Genomic DNA, 18767 nt, shown 5'->3' with positions numbered 1-18767 from the left:
GCAGGGGGCAGGGGGATGAGGAGCAGGGGGCGAGGGCCTCACTCGGCCGAGGGGGCACCGCCCTGGGCGGTCCCGGCCGCCAGCGTCTCCTCATACAGCCGTTCCATGTCGGCCAGGGTCATGGGGCCGCGCCAGTGAATCCGCACGATCCCTTGCTCGTCGATCCAGAAGGTCTCCGGGTACCCCGTGACCCGATACTGGCGGTAAACGGTCTTGTCCCGGTCCAGCAGCACGGGGTAGGTGGCGCCGAACTCCGCCAGGAAGGCGCGCACGGTGTCCACGGGCTCCGCGACGTTGACGGCGTAGAAGGCCACCCGGTCGCCGTACCGCTGGTAGAAGGCCTTGAGGGCCGGCGTCTCCTCGCGGCAGGGGGCGCACCACGAGGCCCAGAAGTTCAGCACCACCACCCGGCCCCGCAGGTCGGAGAGCCGCACCGGCGGGCCGTCCAGCTGGGGCAGGGTGAAGTCGGGCGCAGGCTTGCCCGGCGCCGGCGCCGCGGCCAAGATGTGCCCCATGGACCGGACCCCCGCCAGGGAGGCGGCGGCCAGTACCAGGGCCACAGCCAGGGCGATCCGCCGTCGGCGCCGCCGGACGTCAGGCGGCACCGGGAAGGCATCCGAACCGGGTTCGCCCGTCCTCGACGCCGCCGGGGATGCCGCTGCGGCCGCCTTCCCGGCGTGGGGGACGCCGTCAACACGCTTGCTCATGCCGCCGGGATCCCTCCCTCGCCCGCTACGGGCCGGTCCTTCCCGTCGTCCCCGCCGCGAGCCGGCGTGTCCGACCGTGCAGGCACAGCCGGTTCGTCCGGCTGGCCGTACGACCCTCGGTCCTTCCCGGTTCGGGGGCGGGGACGTGGCGATGCCGCCGCTCCCGTCCCGTGCCCGTCCGGTCTCACCATGCCGGAACGGCCCGCCGGCGATCAATCCGGCGCCAGCAGGAACTCCAGGTCTTCGCGGGTCAGGTCCTTGCCCAGCTTGCCGTTCCTGGTCAGCAGCGCCCCGGCCAGGGCCCTCTTCTCGGCCTGGAGCTGGAGGATCTTCTCCTCCACCGTGCCGCGGGTGATCAGCTTGTAGCTGAACACCGGCCGGTCCTGGCCGATGCGGTGGGCACGGTCCGTGGCCTGTTCCTCCACGGCCGGGTTCCACCACGGGTCGTAGTGGATCACGTAGGAGGCGGCGGTCAGGTTGAGGCCCGTGCCACCGGCCTTCAGGCTGATCAGGAAGACCGGCACGTCGCCCTCCTGGAACCGCCGCACCCGCGCCTCGCGGTTGCGGACCCGCCCGTCCAGGCGCTCCCAGCCCAGCCCCAGGCGGTCCAGCTCCCGCTGCAGGATGTCCAGCATGCGGGTGAACTGGCTGAAGACCAGCACCTTGCCGCCGCCGCCCACGATCTGCTGGACCAGCTCGCGGAAGGCGTCCAGCTTGGCGGAGCCCGCGTTGCGGGAGCCGGGCAGGTCCAGCAGCGCCGGATGGCAGCAGACCTGCCGGAGCCGCAGCAGCGCCTCGAGGATCGTCATGCGGCTGCGGGCGATGCCGGCCCGCTCCACCTCTGCGAACACCCGGGCTCGGTAGGCGGCCAGCAGCTCGCGGTACAGCCGGCGCTGGCCGGGTGCGAGCTCGCAGTACTGCACCACCTCGGTGCGCGGCGGCAGGTCGCGCGTCACCTGCTCCTTGACCCGACGCAGGATGAAGGGGAAGACCCGCCGCCGGAGCTCGGCGACCCGCGGGTCGGGGGTGGGACCCGGTTCGTCCGGACGAACCGGCGCGGCCCGCGGTCCGGCCCCGCCTGGCGGTCCGGCCCCTGGCTCGTCGGCGGCGGGCTGCCCGTCCGCGGGCCCACCCGGGGCCGGCGCTCCGCCCGCGTGCCCCGGCTGGAGCGCCGCGCCGTGGGCGACCGCCGCCGGCTCCAGCGTCGCGTACCGGCGCAGGAAGGCGTCCCGGCGGCCCAGGTAGCCCGGCATCAGGAGCTCGAACAGCGCCCACAGGTCGAGCACGTGGTTCTCCACCGGCGTCCCCGTCAAGGCCAGCCGGTGCCGGGCGCGGATGCGGCGCAGGGCCTGCCAGGTCTGGGTGTCCGGGTTCTTCACGTGCTGGGCCTCGTCCAGGATCAGGTAGTGGTAGTCGCGCTCCGCAAGCCGGTCGACGTCCCGCCGGATCAGCGGATACGTGGTGATGAGCACGTCGTGCTCGCCGGCTGCGCGGAACAGGGACGCCCGCCGCGGTCCGGTGAGGGCCAGCACCCGCAGGTCCGGGACGAACCGGCGCGCCTCCTCGACCCAGTTGAAGACCAGGGAGGTGGGCACCACCACCAGGCTCGGCGGTGCGGTCCGGCCCGCCTCCTTCTCGGCCAGCAGCAGGGCCAGCACCTGCAAGGTCTTGCCGAGGCCCATGTCGTCGGCGAGGATGCCGTGCAGGCCGTGGTCGCGCAGGAAGCAGAGCCAGTGGTAGCCCCGGACCTGATAGGGCCGCAGCCGGGCCTTGAGGCCTTGGGGGAGCGGCACCGTGGGGATCCCCTCAAAGCCCTCCAGCAGCTGGGCCAGGCGACGGAACCCCTGGTCGACCTCGCGCCGGTCCGCCGCCTCCAGCAGGTGCGCGGCGACGCCGAAGGCCCAGCGGCTGAGGCGCAGCGGTGCCCTTCCGGACGAACCCGGCTCACCGGCCGCCGTCCGCCGCCGACCGCCGCCGCGCGCCGGGGCGTGCTCGGCCAGCACGCCCAGCCGCTGCAGCCATGCCTCAGGCAGCCGCGCCATGACCCCCGAATCCAGCCGCACGTAGCGGGAGCCCCGGCGCAGCGCCTCCAGCAGCGCCTCCCAACCCGCCGACCCCTCCGGGGTCTCCAAGGCCACGTCGAGATCGAGCCAGTCGATCCCGGTGGTCACCCGCACCCGGGAGCGCAGGGGGCTCGGGCTCACGCGGAACCGGACCAGCCGCTCCTGCCCCCGGACCTCCCAGTGGGCGGCCAGGCGCGGGAGGGTCTCGGTCAGGAAGTCCAGCGCCCGGTCCCCGAAGAGGAGGGCCCGGCCGTCCGGTCCGGGCGGGGCGCCGATGGCCTCCATCGTCGCCGCGAACTGTTCCCATGCCGCCCGTTCCAGGTCGCGCCGGCGGCGATGCCAGACGGCGACCGAATCCAGCGGGGCCGATCCCCGGGCCCCGCCCGCGGAGGGGCCGGCGGATCCCGCGTCCTGCGAAGCCGGCGCCTCCGGCACCAGGGCCGGCTCGTCCTCGTCGAGGCGGACCAGCGGCGCCCCCTGGCCGTAGGCGAAGGCCAGTTCGACCGTCAGCGCCCCTTCCTGCTCGCCGAGCAGCACCACGGGCCGGGGCCTCCCGTCGCGGATGCGGCGAGCCAGGTCCTCGGGCAGGTGGATCCGCGCCCGCGGCTGCAACCGCGGCAGGTACCGACCGATGAAGTCCGGCGCCTCGGTGGCGGGAACGGTCAGGGGGCGGGCCGCCACGTCCAGGTGCAGGGCGACGTCGCCGGCGGGAAGCACGGGCCGCAGGATCGGCCCCCATTGGACCCACAGGTAGCGCTCCCCGGGGATGCCGATGCTGCCGGCGGGCGGCGACCAGATACGCCCGTCGGCGGTGAACCAGCGGGTGGTGAGGGTGAGGTCGTCCCCTGCCGGCACGAGCGCCAGTTCGACCCGGTAGGGCTCGTGCTCGATGCGCAGCGGCTCGCGCCCGTCGCCGGCGAACACGAAGGGCAACCGGCCGAGGAGCTCCAGACACAGGTCGACCATCCCGGGCGGGATCTCGTAGAGCGGGTCGTACGTCGCCGACCCCGGCCGCCGCGGATGGGGGACGGGGTGTTCCAGCATCCGGAAGAGCAGGCGGTGTAGCGGACCGGCCGGCGAGGGCAGCCACGGCGCCAAGGGGTCGAAGTTCAGCGGCCGCTCCTTGCCGAGGCCCTGCTTGCCCCAACGGGCCCGGTGGATGGCGAGGCGAAGGCCGTCGGGGAAGAAGTAGACCCGCACCACCACCTGGTCCGTGCCGGGCTGCGGCAGGCCGCGGTGGAGGCCGGGACCGCCGGGTCCCGCGACGGGATCCGCTGGGGAGCCGGCGGTGGCGCGTTCCAGCCATCGGTCCACCTGGGCCCGCCACCCCCGATTGCCGGTTCCGCCCGTCGCCGGGACACCTTGGGTGGTCGGGGTGCCCGACTTGGAAGGGGCGCCGGGCGTCGGGGTCGCGCGGCGGTCACGCGGGGTGTGCAGCGCCGGGCTGTGCTGCACCGAGTGACGCGGAACCGTCGGCTCCTGCCGTTCTGGGGCCGTCACCGGCCCCGGTGCGACGGCGTTCGGTGCCGCCGGTCGATCCGTCGCCACACCGGCCGGGATGGGCTCCCCCTCCTCGACCCGGTCGATGAAGCGCAGGATGACCGCCACCACATGCTTGCAGGGCCACCCTTCGAACGGGCACGAGCAGGAGGCCTCCCAGCCGTTGGAGAGGGGATCCCACCAGACCATCACCCGGTACGGTGTGCTGGCCGTCCCCGCCACCCGGGCCTGGAGGGTCAGCTCCGGCCCCCACGCCAGGTCCAGCACGCGTCCTCCCTCGGCGTACTCGCGCCCCCGCTCGACGATCCGCTCCGGTGCGGCATCGACCACGTCCCAGAGGGACTCCACGGCCAGTTCGAAGGAAGGCTTCGCCCTCACCGGCTCGCGTGGCAGCGCCCACACACCTCCCTCTCCTGCCGGAGCCTCGAGGGGCGCGCGATCACCCCTCGAGGCTCACCCGATCACCCCGGCCTCCCGCAGCCGCCGCCGCTCGTCGGCCGCGAGGCCGAACTCCTCCAGCACCTCGTCGGTGTGTTGGCCCAGCAGAGGCGGCGGCGCGTAGATGGCGCCGGGGGTCGCGGAGAGCTTCACGGGGATCCCCGTCACCCGGATGACGCCGGCCCGGGGGTGCTCCAGGGAGACGATCATCTGCCGGTGCCGGACGTGGGGGTCGCGGGCCAGGTCGGCGATGCTGAGGATGGGCCCCGCCGGCACCCCGGCCCGGTCCAGGCGCTCGAGCCACTCGGCGGTGGTCCGGCTGCGCATCAGCGCCTCCAGCTCCGGCAGGAGCTCCTCGCGGTGCTCCACGCGCCCGGCGTTGGTGGCGTAGCGCGGGTCGGCGGCCAGGTCGGGCCGGCCCGCCGCCTCGCAGAAGCGGCGCCAGAGGCTGTCGTTGCCCACCGCCACGATCAGGTGGCCGTCGGCGGTCGCGAAGGCCTGGTAGGGGACCAGGTTGGGGTGGGCCGAGCCGTAGCGCCGCGGCACCTGGCCCGTGGCGAAGTAGTTGCCCGCCACGTAGGTCAGCCAGGCGATCTGCCCTTCGAAGAGGGAGACGTCGACCACCTGGCCGCGGCCCGAGCGCTCCCGCTCCCACAGGGCGGCCAGGATGCCGAAGGCGGCCCACATGCCGGCGCCGATGTCGGCGATGGCCACGCCGGCCCGCACCGGCGGCCGGTCGGGCTCGCCGGTGACGTGCATGATGCCGCCCATGGCCTGGGCGATGGCGTCGTAGCCCGGCTTGTCGCGGTAGGGGCCGTCCTGGCCGAATCCGGAGATCGACGCATAGATCAGCCGCGGGTTCTCGCGCAGCAGGTCGTCGGGGCCGATGCCCAGCCGGGCGGCGGTGCCCGGGCGGAAGTTCTCCACCACCACGTCGCACTGCCGCGCCATCCGCCGGATCAGGTCCCGGCCCTCGGGCGCCTTGAGGTCCACCACCACGCTGCGCTTGTTGCGGTTGACGGCGAGGAAGTAGGCCGCCTCGCCGTTGATGAAGGGCGGCCCCCAGCCCCGGGTGTCGTCGCCCGTCTCGGGCCGCTCGACCTTGATCACGTCGGCGCCGAAGTCGGCCAGCATCATCGTGCAGTACGGTCCGCTCAGCACCCGCGAGAGGTCGAGCACGCGGATGCCCACCAGCGGTCCTCGACGGCCCTTCACCGCCCGCTCCTCCCCCTCCGCCTCCGTGGCGTCGCCTCGCGCCCGTCGGCGCACGGGTCGTTCATCGCGCCGTCCACTCCGTTGCGGAGCCGTCGCGCCGGCGACGGCTCCACGCCCGACGACGGGCCGGCGACCGCATCGCGGCGGTCGGCTCACCGGCGGCCGCCCCCGCCGCCGTCCGCCCCGACGTCGTCCCCGCCGCCACCGCTGTGCCCCACGCCGCGCCCATCCCTGCCGCCAACGCCGCCATCGCCGCCCTCGTCGCCGTTCGCCGCGGCGGGGCCATCGCCCGCTTCCCGCGCGCCGCGCCGGGCGTCCTCCCACAGCTGCTGGAGCTGGCGCAGGTCCTCGAGCCCCAGCCAGTCCACCCCGGCCAGGGCCTCGATGTGGTGCTGCAGCTCGTGGAGGATGGTCTCTTCCAGTTCGTCGAACCAGACCTCGGCCGGTTCGTCCACCAGCACCCGCTCGAAGGACCCGTAGTAGATGCGGATGAAGCGGCCCAGGTACGGCTCGGTGATGTACTCGCCCAACAGGTAGACGCCCGGCGGATCCTGGGGAATGCGCCGCGCCGCGGGGTCGATCTGCACCCCGCCCTCCAGCTCCTCCAGGAGGCGCGGGGGCAGGCGGCGGACGATGCGGTCCGCCCACGCCGTGAAGGTGTCGAAGTCCACGGGGACGAACCGGTACCGCCGCAGCCGGCGCCGCCGGCGGACCGGTCCGCCGCGCGGGCGGCGCTTCCCGGCGCCAAGGCCGCCGAGGTCCTCCGGGCCCGCTGGACCGCGGTCGCCCGAGCCCGCGCCGCGATCGTCGCGCCCGCTCATCCGGATCCTCCTCGGCCCAGCGCTTCCATGGCCTCCAGCAGCCGCTCGATCTCCGCGGCGGTGTTGTACGGCGCCAGGCCCACGCGCACCAGGCCGCCCGACGCCTTGAGCCCCAGCCGCTCGATCAGCGTCACCGCGTAGAAGTCGCCGTCCCAGACGAACAGGCCGCGCTCGGCGAGGAACCGCGCCACCTCCGCCGGGTGGCGACCGGCGACGGTGAAGGAGACCGTCGGCGTGCGGGGATGGCCCTCCGGCGGCCCGTAGACCTTGACGCCGGGCAGGGTCGCCAGGCCCCGGCGCAGCCGCTCGGCCAGCGGCGCCTCGTACGCCTCGATGGCGTGCATGGCGGCGAGGATCGCGGCCCGCCGGCCGGTGGCCCCGCCCACCGCGTCGCGGAACGCGTCGAGGTAGCGCTGCCCCAGGCGGGCGAGGAAGTCGACGGCCGCCGTCAGCCCCGCCAGCCCCTCGTGGTTCAGGGTACCGGTCTCGATCTTCTCCGGGGCCGCCGCAGACTGGGGTCGCACGCGGTAGGTCTCCAGGGCCTCGAAGGCCGCCCGCCGCCCGTAGAGCACCCCGACGTGGGGACCGAAGAACTTGTAGGCGGAACACAGCAGGAAGTCGCAGCCGATGGCGCGGACGTCGATGGGGCCGTGGGGGGCGTAGTGCACCGCGTCGACCACCGCCAGGGCGCCCGCCTCGTGGGCCATGCGCACCGCCCGGGCCACGTCGTTGACGGTGCCGACGGCGTTGGACGCCCAGCCGATGGCCACCACCCGCGTCCGCCGCCCCAGGAGGTCGCCCAGGCGATCCAGGTCCAGCGTGCACGTCGCCGGGTCCACGGGCAGCCAGCGGATCACCGCCCCCTGCTCCTGGAGGACCAGCCACGGGCTGACGTTGGCGTCGTGGTCGAGCTCCGTCACCACGATCTCGTCGCCGGGTCGCAGGGTGCGACCGATGGCCCGCGCCAGGTTGAAGTTCAGGGTGGTCATGTTGGGCCCGAAGGCGACCTCGGCGGGCGTCGCCCCCAGGAAGTCGGCCATCGCCGCGCGGGCCGCGGCGATGGTCTCGTCGGTGGCGCGGCTGGTCGGGAACGCGCCGTGGGTGTTGGCGTTCCTCTCGACCAGGTACGTGGCCATGGCGTCGATCACGGCCTGCGGGACCTGGGTTCCGCCGGGCCCGTCGAGGAAGGCCGCCGGTTGACCGCCGACGGTGCGCTGCAGGGCGGGGAACTCCGCCCGGCACCACGACAGGTCGATCGCGCCTTCCTGCCGGGCGGTGGCCGATGTGGCCGACGCCGGGCCTGACTGGTTCACGCCGTGGTCCCCCCTGGGCCGGCACCGCGTCCGACACCCTGCCCGACCGTGCGGGGTGTCGCCCTCCCGGCGGGGGCGAGGGGCCCCCTGGGGAGGCCCTGGCCTCCGATCGAGAAGTGCTAGCTCCCGTGGGGAAGCCCTCTCCCCCGTCGGGAAGCCGTGGCCCCCACGGGGAAGTGCGGCGGCCCGCGGGGTGTGCCTCGCCGGGTGCGCCGCCGCGGGCGCCACGGGCGCCGCAGGCCAGGGTCGGGCAAGGGCGGATCGGTTGCCGCCGACGCTGTCCTGCGGGGCGGGCGGCCGGCGGAGCGCCGGCCGCCCGCCCCATCGTTCGCGGCCCTCGGCGTGCTGCCGGGGACGCGGATCGCTTCAATGCTTACCGATCGGTGGGCCGGGTTCCTGCCGGTGGGCCGGGTTTGCCCATTTCCACCGTCCCGTCCCCCTCTCACCGCCTCGTGCCCATCTCCTGGCGCCACGGTTGGGCACCGCCATGAGGCCGGTCCACCGGCGCGGCCCTGCGCCCGCCGGTCCCGGTGGGCCTCGAGCGGGTGAGGCAGCTCGTGGAGGCGGCGGAATCCAGGGCCGCCTTGAACCCGCCGGCCCACGGGCGACGCGTTGGCGAAGTACCGCGCCGCGTGCTGTTCGGCCGCCAGCGCCGCGGGCCGCACGCACCGTCCCGCCGGTCCCCTTGAGCCGCGCCGCACCGCCCCGACGGCCCCCAGGGGCGCGGCGGCCGGCGAGGGGCGTGCCGCGCCCGTCGCCGGGCGCCACCGCGGTACGCTGGCCCGTCTCCGCCCAGCCGCTGCGCCGCGCAGGGGTCCGTCCAGGGTCCATGGCAACGGGGCTGCCCGGGCGTTCCGCGGTGCTGGGTCGGGGTTGACGTGGCTCGGTTCGGCACCGACGAATGGCGGCGGGGCTCCCCGGGCGTTCCGCGGTGCTGGCGGCGGGATCGGGGAACGCGGCCGGGGAGCGCGCCCCGGCCGCTGCGCTGGTCTCGGTTCCGCGTCCACCGTCTGGCGCGTCAGTCCGCGTCCACCGTATTGAATCCCTGGCCGATGGGGAAGTCCACGAAGCCGTCGAACCGGTCCGCCCGCAGCGACTCGATGCCGGCGACGGGCTCGCCGCCCAGCGCCGGTTCCTCCCCCAGGACAAACGCGGCCACCAGCTCGCCCACGGCCGGCGCCCGCATGACGCCGAACCCGTTGAACCCCACCGCCAGGTGCAAGCCGGCGACGCCCCCGTAGGGACCGAGGAGCGGCCGCCGATCCGGGGTGGCGTCGCAGAGGTGGGCCCAGCCGCCCACCGCCTCCGCGCCGCGGGCCGCGGGCATCCGGTGTTCGAGCCGCCGGCGGCTGGCCGCGAGGAACTCCGGGTCGGGGTCGCGGCGGAAGGCGTCGGGGTCTTCCTCCACCAGCCCGGTGCCGTCGCCCACCGCCAGCAGGCCCTGGCGGGGCAACCAGTAGTACGCCCCCGTCACGTCGTGCAGCGGCGGGACGTCGTCGGGATCGATCCCCTCCGGCAGCGCCCAGAGGGAGAGCTGGGTGCGGTAGGGCTTGATGGGGGCGTCCAGGCCCGCCGTCCGCAGCAGCGATCGCGTCCAGACGCCCGCGGCGACCACCACCACGTCGGCGGCCACCGGCCCCTCGGCGGTGTGGACGCCGGCCACCGCCGGGCCGCCGGGCCCGCTCCCGGTGGCGAGCTCCCGCACCGGGCTGCCCTCCAGGACCTTGACCTCCCGCTGTCGCAGCCGGCGGGCGAGGAGCTGCGCCCCATCGCCCGGTAGCAACGCGCCGTCGTGGGGGAGGAACCAGGCAGCCGCGATGTCGTCCCAGTTCCACGCGGGCACGGCGGCGATCCCCGCGGCCGGGTCCACCGCCTCCACGGCGACCCCAACCGCGCGGAGCATGGCGACGCGGCGCCTGAGGCGCCGGATCACCTCCTCCGTCGCGGGGGCGGTGCGGCCCTGGGGCGCATCGCCGACGGCCCCCGTCGGGGGCAGGCCGCCGCGGCCGGTGGCATGTCGGGCGGCGTCGCCGCCCTGGCCGGGGTCGCGGGGGCCGACCCGGGTGCCTTCCCCGTCCCCGTCGGCCGAGGCTGCGGCAGCCCCCGGTTCCGTCGGCGCCCCGACCACCACGTACGATCCCGTGACGCGGAAGAAGGACCCGCCCAGCTCCGCCTGCTGGCTGGCGTACAGTTCGGCGCTCCGCCGCACCAGGCGGGCGTCCAGCGGGTTCCACGCGAAGTGGGAGAGCAGGCCGGCGCCGTGGGCGGTGGCGCCGCGCCCCGCGGCACCGCGGTCGATCACCGCCAGGCGCCGAATGCCCGCCTCGCGGAGGTGCCAGGCCACCTCGAGCCCGACGATGCCTGCGCCGACCACCACGATCTCCACCTGCAACGGACATGCCTCCTCGGAACGGCGGGCTCCGGCCCGCCGTGCGCCCCGGAGGCGAACGGGGCCGCCGGGGCGGGTCGCCGTGTTATTCGGCCGGGCGGGCGGCGTTCCCTCTGGGGGTGGCAGCGCGATGCTCCCTCCGGGCAGGGGCTCCCTCAAGGAGTTGACGGACGAACCGCGAATTCTTATTTTCAAACGCGTTGGCTCCATTTTTATGCGTTTCGACTGAGAAAGGTGGGAGAACGTGTTGACAGCGTGGCGTAGGAAGGGGCGTGGCCGTCGCGGCTGGATGGCGCTGGCCCTGCTGGCCGTCCTGCTGATCGCGGCCGGCTGCGGCGGGGCCGGGCAGCCGGCGGCCGGCACGGGGGGCGGCGACGGCGCCGGCAGCGACGCCGGCGATGCCGCCGGCGGGGGCGGCGAGGCGTCGCTGCTCGACGAGATCAAGGCCCGGGGGTACATGGTCTTCGCCACGGACGGCGCCTACCCGCCCATGGAGTTCCCCAACCCGGAGAACCCCAGCGAGCTGATCGGGTTCGACATCGACCTGGGGAAGGCCATCGCCGAGAAGCTGGGCGTGGAGTACCGGGTCGAGGTGGCGGAGTGGGAGGGCCTGCTGGGCGGCCTGGAGGCGCGGCGCTTCGACGCCGTGATGAGTTCGATGAACATTACCGAGGAGCGCCAGAAGAGCGCCGACTTCGTCCAGTACCTGGAGATGGGGCAGATGATCGTGGTCCCCAAGGGCAACCCCGATGGCATCCAGTCGCTGGATGACCTGAAGGGCAAGGTTATCGCCGTCCAGATCGGCACCACCAACGAACAGGTCGCCCGGGGCATCGAGGGCGCCACGGTCAAGACCTTCCAGAACTTCCCCGACGCCCTCCAGGAGGTGGCGGCGGGCCGGGCCGACGCGACCATCCTGGACGAGCCGGTGGCCCGGTACTACGCCAACATCGAGGGCGACAAGTACGAGTACGTGGGGGTTCCCTTCGAGACCGCACCCGTCGGCATCGCCGTGCCCAAGGGCGAGGACGAGCTGGTCCAGGCCATCCAGCAGGCCCTGGACGAGTTGAAGCAGGACGGCACCTACGACCGGATCTACGCCAAGTGGTTCGGGGGCCAGTGATCCGGGCCCAGGCCGGCCCGCGAGCCCAGCCGAGGCGGCGGCTGCAACAGTGGGACAAGGCTCCGTTCCCACGCCGGCGCGCGCATTCCGCGGCGCCGGCGTGCGGTTTCGGGCGCCGGGGAAGGACGGGGGCACGATGCCGCAAGAGGGACTGGTGGATCTCGGCTTCTGGGGCGCGATCCAGCGGGTCACGCCCATCTACGTCCAGGGCGCCCTGACCACCCTCCAGCTCACGGCGGTGGCCATCGTGCTGGGCCTGGTGGTCGGGCTGGTCGTCGCCCTGATGAAGCTCTCGCGCGTCGGGATCCTGCGCCGCGCGGGGTCGTTCTACACCTGGGTCATCCGCGGGACGCCGCTCTTGGTGCAGATCTACATCATCTACTTCGGCCTGACCCAGTACGACGTGGTGCTGGACCCCTTCCCGGCGGCGGTGCTGGCCCTGACCATCAACTCCGGGGCGTACCTGGCGGAGATCATCCGGGCGGGCATCGAATCCATCCCCAAGGGGCAGATGGAGGCGGCCCGCTCCCTGGGCATGAGCTACGGCCAGGCCATGCGCCGGGTCATCCTGCCCCAGGCCTACCGGCGGATGATCCCGCCCATGGTCAACGAGTTCGTCACGCTGCTCAAGGACTCGTCGCTGGTGTCCATCATCAGCATGGAGGAGCTGATGCTCTATTCCCGCCAGCTGGCCAACGCCACCGCCCGGGGCATGTGGTTCTTCGGCTACGCCGCCTTCTACTACCTGGTGATGACGACGCTGTTCACCACCCTGGGCGCGTGGCTGGAAAGGAAGCTGAAGGACTATGAGTGAGACGCCCATGATCGAGTTCCGCGGCGTGAACAAGTGGTTCGGCGACCTGCACGTGCTCAAGGACATCAACCTGACCATCCGCCGCGGCGAGGTGGTGGTGATCGCGGGCCCCAGCGGCAGCGGCAAGTCCACCCTCCTGCGCACCATCAACTACCTGGAGCCGGTGCAGGAGGGGGAGATCCTGGTGGACGGCCAGCCCATCGGCCGGCGTCGCCAGGGCAACCGCTGGGTGGAGGAGTCCGCCGCCGAGCTCAACCGCAAGCGCCAGGAGATCGGCATGGTCTTCCAGCAGTACAACCTCTTCCCCCACATGACGGCGCTGGAGAACGTCATGGAGGGGCTGGTCACCGTGCGGCGGATGCCGCGGGCCGAGGCGGAGCGCATCGCCCGGGAGATGCTCACCCGGGTCGGTCTGGCCGATCGCATGCACCACCGGCCCTCCAGGCTCTCGGGCGGGCAGCAGCAGCGGGTGGCCATCGCCCGGGCGCTGGCCATGCGGCCCAAGGTGATCCTGTTCGACGAGCCCACCTCGGCCCTGGACCCCGAGCTGACCGGCGAGGTGCTCAACGTGATGCTCGACGTGGCCCGGCAGGGGTATACCATGGTGGTGGTCACCCACGAGATGGGCTTTGCCCGGGAGGTGGCCCACCGCATCGTGTTCATGGACGAGGGGCGCATCCTGGTGGACGCCCCGCCCGACCGGTTCTTCCGGGACCCGGGCCACCCGCGGGCGCGGGACTTCCTCGGTCGCGTGCTCTGGCACGCGGGGTAGGGGCGGGGGATGGGCGCGCGGGGCAGTGGGTGCCGCGGCCCGGAACGGGGTCTGAGGCCCCGGCCTCCGACCGCCCGGGATGCGGTCCCGGCGACCGTGGGTCCCACGACCCGGCTTCGGCGAAGGGGAGTGCGACGGTGGCAGGCGAAGGCGACACCCGTGCCAAGGACGATCGCAACAGGGCCGGCGAGGATGCCGGGGGCGGGGGCAGCACCCGGCAAGGCGCCGCCGCGGACCAAGGCGGCGCCGGTCCAGGCGGCGGGGCCGGCCGCGACGCCGATGAGGCGCGCTTCGTGGCCCAGCTCGACCGGTGGCTCCAGGACCATCGCCAGGAGATGGTGACGGCCGTCCAGGCCCTGTGCCGCATCCGCAGCGTGCAGGACGAACCGGCCCCGGGTCAGCCTTTCGGGCCCGGCGTGGCGGAGGCCCTGGAGTGGGTCCGCCGCCGGGCGGAGGCCCTGGGCTTCCGCACCCGCAACGTGGACGGCTACGCCATCGACGCCGAGATCGGCGAGGGGGACGAGTGGATCGCCATCCTCGCCCACGTGGACGTGGTGCCGGAGGGGAGCGGCTGGACCCACCCGCCCTATGCGGCGGAGATCCACGACGGCAAGATCTACGCCCGCGGCGCGGTGGACGACAAGGGGCCGACCGTCGCCGCCCTGTACGCCATGAAGGCCGTGGCCGACCTGGCCCTGGCCGCCGGGCGGCGCCCGGCGCGGCGCGCTCGCCTGGTGGTCGGCGGCAACGAGGAGTCGGGCTTCGAGTGCGTCAAGTACTACTTCGCCCGCGAGCCCCAGCCCGCCCTGGGCTTCAGCCCCGACGCCATGTTCCCCCTGGTCCACGCGGAGAAGGGCATCTGGACCTTCCGGCTGAGCTTGGAGCTGCCCGGCGAGGGCGCGGATCCCTTGGACGAACCGGCCGACGGGGCGGCTGGTGCCCTGGAGGAGGCCGCCTCCGGTCGCGCTGCGTCGGCGGGAGCCCCGGCCGGGGTGGCCCCCGACATCCCTACCCAGGGCGCGAGGGACGGCGGCGCCGGCGGTGAGGGCGGGCGCGGCGGCGTCCCGCGTTCGGGTCGGGAGGCGGAGGGAGCGGCCGACGGGCCGGGGGCCGGGGCGGCCCCGCGGCCCCGGTGGAGGGCCCGGCTGGTCCGGCTCGAGGGCGGAACGCGGGTGAACGTGGTCCCCGAACACGCCGTGGCCGAGCTGGTCGTCGCAGGCCCCGGGGCGCCCTCCCTGGAAGAGCTGGCCCGCCGCCTGCAGGATGGCGGCGGACCGGGGCGCGCCCGGATCGAGGCGCGGGTCGCCGACCATCGCCTGGTGGTCGAGGCGCGCGGGGCGGCGGCCCATGCGATGCACCCCGAGAAGGGCATCAACGCCGTGGCCGGGCTGCTGGGGGCGTTGGTGCGGGTGCTGGGGCCGGCGCTGCCGCGTTCGTCCGACCTCGGATTCCTGGCGGAGGCCGGTGCCCGGACCGACGGCTCCGGATTCGGCATCGCCGTCACCGACGCCGTCTCGGGACCGCTGACCGTCAACCTGGGGATCGTGCGCCTGGTGGGCACGGACGATGAGGCGGCAGCTGGCTCGTCCCCCGCGCCCAGGGCCAAGGCGTCGGCGGCCGGGGCCGCGTCGTCCCGGGCGAGGGGCGGCGGGGCGGTGATCTACGCCGACTGCAACGTTCGCTATCCCGTCACCACCTCCGCGGCCCAGCTGCTCCAGCGGCTCACAGCCACCTTGGCCGACAGCGGCTGGCGGGTGGAATCCCGCGAGGACATGCCGCCCCACCACGTGCCGGAGACCAGCGAGATCGTGCAGCAGCTGCTGGCCGTGTACCGCGACGAGACGGGTGACCGCGACGCCCGCCCCTTGGCCATCGGCGGGGGCACCTACGCCCGCGTGCTGCGCAACGGCGTCGCCTTCGGCCCGCTGTTCCCCGGCCAGCGCGAGCTGGCCCACGAGCCCGACGAGCACTGGAGCATCGATGACCTGATGCGCTGCACCCGCATCTACGCGCGGGCCCTCTATCGCCTGATGTTCGCCCCCGGGCGTTGAAGCGGGCGACCGAAGCCAAGGTTCGGCAGGAAAACGCCCCCATCCCTTGGAACTTCCGAATCCCGATGGGGAGTCCTGGGATCGGGGGGATCGAGGGACCATGCAGCGGTCCCGGCTGTTCCGGTTGATGTACATCGTCCGTGAGGTGAAGCAGGGGCGGTATCCCAACGCCCACACCCTCTCCCGCGACCTGGAGGTGAGCGAGCGGACCATCCACCGCGACCTGGAGCTGCTGCGCGACGACTTCTGCGCGCCCCTGGAGTTCGACCGGCGGCGGAAGGGGTTCTACCTGACCGATCCCGAGTGGACGCCGACCTTCGCCGCGCGGGACATGCGCCTCGGCGCCGGCGAGGCGTTGGCCCTGGTGCTGGGGCTGCAAGCGCTGGAGTCGGTGCGCGCCCACGGGCTCGAGGAGCCGTTTCAGGCCCTCCTCGAGAAGCTTCCCCACCTCCTGCCCGAGCAGGTGACCGTCGATCTGGCCTCCCTGACGAGCCAGGTGTCCTTCTTCTTCGAGCCCGCCCGCGGGGATCCCCGCGCGGTCGGCCGGCGCCTGAACCGCCTGCGGGAGGCCATCTGGGCCCGCCGCGTGGTCCGACTGCGCTACTACACCGCCTCCCGCGACCAGGAGACGGTGCGCCTGGTCGAGCCCTACCACCTGCGCTACTACGACGGGGCGTGGTACGTGGCGGGCTACTGCCGGTGGCGGCGCGCCGTCCGGACCTTTGCGGTGGACCGCATCCGCGAGCTCGAGGTCCTCGAGGAGACCTTCCCTCCCCCGACCCCCGACCGCTTCTCCCCCGAGACGTACTTCGGCGAGGCGTGGCGGCTGCAGCGGGGTGCCGAGCGGCAGCAGGTGGTGGTGCGGTTCCGACCCGAGCAGGCCCGCTACATGCGGGGCCGCATCTGGCATCCCAGCCAGGAGTCCCGGGACGAGCCGGACGGGTCGCTGGTCCTCTCCTTCCGCGTCCTGGGGACCGACGAGATCATGCGCTGGCTGCTCCAGTTCGGCGCGAGCGCCCAGGTGCTCGCGCCGCCCTCGCTGCGGGAGGCCATCGCCGCCGAAGCCGAGGCGATGCTGGCCCAGTACCGGCGTGTCCATGCCGACCGCCGGGAGCCGCAGACGGAGGCCCATGGCGGACGCAGCCTGGACGCGGGTCGGTGACGGCCCCCCTGCAAGGTATTCGCACGATGACGTCCTCTGACAGGGTCCGGACGCTACGATGGAAGTGCCTGCGCCCCGGCGGACAGGGTCCGGGCTCTCCGGTGGAAGGGCCTGCGCCCCCGACGGCATCTGCGGCGGGCGTCGTCCCGCGGTTCCCGGGGTTACGGCGACTCAAGAGGGAGCGCCTGGCTCGAAACGGGGCCTGACGAAACGAATCCTGGACGATCCCCACGGGGGAGGGGGTCCCGCATGCGAGTGGTCTTCGATTTGCGGCCCGTGGCGGGGCAGCTGGTCCTGCCGCTGCACTACAACAGCATCCTGCAGGGCCTGGTCTACCACCTGCTGGCGGGCACGGAGGTGGCCGCGTTCCTCCACGACCAGGGCTTCACCCGTGGGGCCCGCCGCTACAAACTGTTCACCTTCTCCCGGTTGGAGGGGGCGTACGCCATCGAACGCACCCATCCGCATGAGGGTGGGACGAACCCGGCGTCGGCCGGTTCCTCCACGACCGCCAACCCCACGAACAAGGTCATCCGGTTCACGGGCCGGGTGCGCCTGACCTTGAGCTCGCCCTACGTGCCCGTGATCCACGCCGCGGCATCCCGGGCCCTGCAGCGCGGGGCGCTTCGCCTCGGCACCCAGGAGGTCGAGGTCGCGGCGGTGCACTGCGAGGAGCTGCCGCCCGTCACCCCGCCGCTGACCCTGCGGGCGCGGACGCCGATCACGGTGTACAGCACCGTCCACCGTCCCGACGGGAGTCGCTTCACCTACTTCTTCGAACCGCGCAGCGGCGAGTTCGAGCGGCTCGTGGCCGAGAACCTGGTCCGCAAGTGGGAGGCCTTCACCGGTCGGGCCTACGAGGGGGCGGGGGTGCAGATCCGCTGGCGCGGCCGGGCCCGCGGCCACGTGACCCGCTTTCGCCACGGGGTGATCAAGGGCTTCACCGGCCGGTTCCTCATCGACGGCGACCCCGCGCTCATCGCGCTGGGGCTCGAGGCGGGCTTCGGGTCGAAGAACGCGCAAGGCTTTGGCCTGTGCGATCCGGTCGTCACGCCGCAGGATGGACGCGGCGGCGGTTCGGCTCGGGCTGGGGAGCCGGGGAATGGGGCGGCCGCAGCTGCCGACCCGGACCATGGACCGGCCGAGGGCGGGGCGGCTCCACACGCCGCGGTCTCCGGTGGCCGCACAGCGGGGGAGGTGGAATCGGCGCGGCAGAGCCGGCAGGTGCCTGTGGACGCCACAGTCTCCAGTGACGGCGCAGCGCTGGAGGTGGAGCGGTGTGCTGATCGAGAACCTGGTTCGCCTGGGTCGACCCTTGCTGGCGCAGGCTCAGGAGGCACGTCAGACGCTGCTGGACATCACGGACGTGATGAGCCCCCAGGCGGTGGGGTTACCTCGGTGATCCGGGTGTAGGTTCATCAATAGTTCTGAGCAGCTCTGACCAGATGCGAGATTCACAGCGAACCACGGGGTACCGGCTGGGGGCGGTGGTCGATGGGGGCAACGTTGGATTTTTATGCCCATTCTCCTGGCCCTTCGGGTCGCTGGCATCCGCTTGTGGAGCATCTGGTGGCCGTCGCAGAGATGGCTCGTTCCTTTGCCGATGCCTTCGGAATGGGCGATGTGGCGTACCTCGTGGGGTTGCTGCACGACCTGGGGAAGTTCAACCCCGAGTTCCAACGGTATCTCCGAGGCGTCCAAGCGGGGAGGCCTGCTTCGCCCGTGCCCCATGCCGTCTGGGGAGCCTGCCTGCTCTATGGTCTAGTAACCCGTGTGAATAAAGCTGCATAAACCAGGCTGTTGGCGGTAGTTTGGACGAAAATGTCGAAATCCTCGAACGCCATGAACGCGAAGAAGTTTCGCGAGTTGCTCCAGCTGGCGCACCAAAGGGGGCGCGTCGGCGGCCTGATTCGTCGGGTCAGCCGCCACGATGACGTGGGTTTCCGCGTCCACGGTCACCCGCCTGCTGGGCCACGCAGACCACTGGACAAACAGCCGGGCCAGGGCCTCATGATGCCGGCGCCGGAAGTTCGCGAGCGTCCAGTGGTCGGGCTGCTGGTTCGCAGAAAGCACCCGGAAGCCCACGTCTTCATATACGGCTTGCTCCAGGCGCTGCAGCGCAACCTGCGCACAGTCCAAGGGTGCAAACGTTACAAACTGCGGCAGTGTTCCGTGGGACCCGCCATCGGACACATCAAAGAGGCGATGGGACTTCGGCAGTTCTTGCTCCGCGGGCTTTCGAAGGATCGCTTCGCGTGGCTCTTCACCTCGGCAGCCTTCAACCTCCTGAAGCTTTGGCGCCACGGGAAGCAAGCGATGGACCGCCGAGGGGAAGCCATGGCGACCTGCTGAAGCGAGGGGGGTTCTCCCCTCCGGCATGAGGCCCACACTGCGTCTTA

13 protein-coding genes and 2 pseudogenes are annotated in these 18767 nt (G+C 73.3%); 8 read left to right on the top strand and 7 right to left on the bottom strand.

Features of this window, described 5'->3' with window-relative positions; all coding sequences use genetic code 11:
• Positions 1-38: 38 nt before the first annotated feature.
• The 6 genes from Q5761_RS07980 to Q5761_RS07955 all read right to left on the bottom strand — a co-directional run bounded on the left by Q5761_RS07980 (position 39) and on the right by Q5761_RS07955 (position 10443).
• The gene (locus tag Q5761_RS07980) at positions 39-707 is read right to left on the bottom strand and encodes a TlpA disulfide reductase family protein (RefSeq protein WP_318750168.1); all 669 of its coding nucleotides are present in this window, start codon (positions 705-707) and stop codon (positions 39-41) included.
• A 212-nt stretch (positions 708-919) separates the two neighbouring features.
• Positions 920-4672 carry an SNF2-related protein gene (locus Q5761_RS07975; RefSeq protein WP_318750167.1) on the bottom strand — a complete coding sequence of 1251 codons (3753 nt, stop codon included), beginning with the start codon at positions 4670-4672 and terminating at the stop codon, positions 920-922.
• Positions 4673-4723: 51 nt separating this feature from the next.
• Entirely contained in the window at positions 4724-5923 is a 1200-nt protein-coding gene (locus Q5761_RS07970; RefSeq protein WP_318750166.1) for a CaiB/BaiF CoA-transferase family protein, read from the bottom strand.
• Positions 5924-6075: 152 nt separating this feature from the next.
• Positions 6076-6744: a metallopeptidase family protein gene (locus Q5761_RS07965; RefSeq protein ID WP_318750165.1), complete on the bottom strand. Its 669-nt coding sequence runs from the start codon at positions 6742-6744 to the stop codon at positions 6076-6078.
• Positions 6741-8057 carry a cysteine desulfurase-like protein gene (locus Q5761_RS07960; RefSeq protein ID WP_318750164.1) on the bottom strand — a complete coding sequence of 439 codons (1317 nt, stop codon included), beginning with the start codon at positions 8055-8057 and terminating at the stop codon, positions 6741-6743. Before Q5761_RS07960 ends, Q5761_RS07965 begins: the two co-directional genes overlap by 4 nt.
• 1018 nt (positions 8058-9075) lie before the next feature.
• Entirely contained in the window at positions 9076-10443 is a 1368-nt protein-coding gene (locus Q5761_RS07955) for an FAD-binding oxidoreductase (protein ID WP_318751633.1), read from the bottom strand.
• Between the two features lie 247 nt (positions 10444-10690).
• Between Q5761_RS07955 and Q5761_RS07950 the strand changes: the two genes are divergently transcribed.
• The 7 genes from Q5761_RS07950 to Q5761_RS07920 all read left to right on the top strand — a co-directional run bounded on the left by Q5761_RS07950 (position 10691) and on the right by Q5761_RS07920 (position 18159).
• Complete coding sequence (locus Q5761_RS07950) at positions 10691-11569, top strand: basic amino acid ABC transporter substrate-binding protein (RefSeq protein WP_318750163.1); 879 nt, start codon at positions 10691-10693, stop codon at positions 11567-11569.
• A 136-nt stretch (positions 11570-11705) separates the two neighbouring features.
• Positions 11706-12383 carry an amino acid ABC transporter permease gene (locus Q5761_RS07945; protein WP_135225735.1) on the top strand — a complete coding sequence of 226 codons (678 nt, stop codon included), beginning with the start codon at positions 11706-11708 and terminating at the stop codon, positions 12381-12383.
• Positions 12376-13155 carry an amino acid ABC transporter ATP-binding protein gene (locus Q5761_RS07940; protein ID WP_318750162.1) on the top strand — a complete coding sequence of 260 codons (780 nt, stop codon included), beginning with the start codon at positions 12376-12378 and terminating at the stop codon, positions 13153-13155. Before Q5761_RS07945 ends, Q5761_RS07940 begins: the two co-directional genes overlap by 8 nt.
• Positions 13156-13448: 293 nt before the next feature.
• The gene (locus tag Q5761_RS07935) at positions 13449-15206 is read left to right on the top strand and encodes a Sapep family Mn(2+)-dependent dipeptidase (protein ID WP_318750161.1); all 1758 of its coding nucleotides are present in this window, start codon (positions 13449-13451) and stop codon (positions 15204-15206) included.
• Positions 15207-15306: 100 nt separating this feature from the next.
• Positions 15307-16368, top strand: coding sequence for a helix-turn-helix transcriptional regulator (locus Q5761_RS07930; RefSeq protein WP_318750160.1), 1062 nt, complete (start codon positions 15307-15309; stop codon positions 16366-16368).
• Positions 16369-16617: 249 nt separating this feature from the next.
• Positions 16618-17781, top strand: a complete 1164-nt coding sequence (gene cas6 / locus Q5761_RS07925; RefSeq protein ID WP_318750159.1) for a CRISPR-associated endoribonuclease Cas6 — start codon at positions 16618-16620, stop codon at positions 17779-17781.
• Between the two features lie 81 nt (positions 17782-17862).
• Positions 17863-18159 carry a CRISPR-associated endonuclease Cas3'' gene (locus Q5761_RS07920; protein WP_318750158.1) on the top strand — a complete coding sequence of 99 codons (297 nt, stop codon included), beginning with the start codon at positions 17863-17865 and terminating at the stop codon, positions 18157-18159.
• 192 nt (positions 18160-18351) lie between these two features.
• On the opposite strand, the pseudogene Q5761_RS07915 reads toward Q5761_RS07920, so the two are convergent.
• Positions 18352-18483, bottom strand: a pseudogene (locus tag Q5761_RS07915) (transposase); the annotation flags it as partial.
• Between Q5761_RS07915 and Q5761_RS07910 the strand changes: the two are divergent.
• Positions 18481-18720 (top strand): annotated as a pseudogene (locus Q5761_RS07910) (transposase); the annotation flags it as partial. The pseudogenes Q5761_RS07915 and Q5761_RS07910 sit on opposite strands and share 3 nt — an antisense overlap.
• Between the last annotated feature and the right edge of the window lie 47 nt (positions 18721-18767).

It is taken from the genome of Thermaerobacter composti, assembly GCF_033582035.1.
Taxonomy (GTDB): Bacteria; Bacillota; Sulfobacillia; order Thermaerobacterales; family Thermaerobacteraceae; genus Thermaerobacter; species Thermaerobacter composti.
Note: the sequence above shows the minus strand (reverse complement) of the source record. Positions and strands in the feature narration are given on the sequence as shown.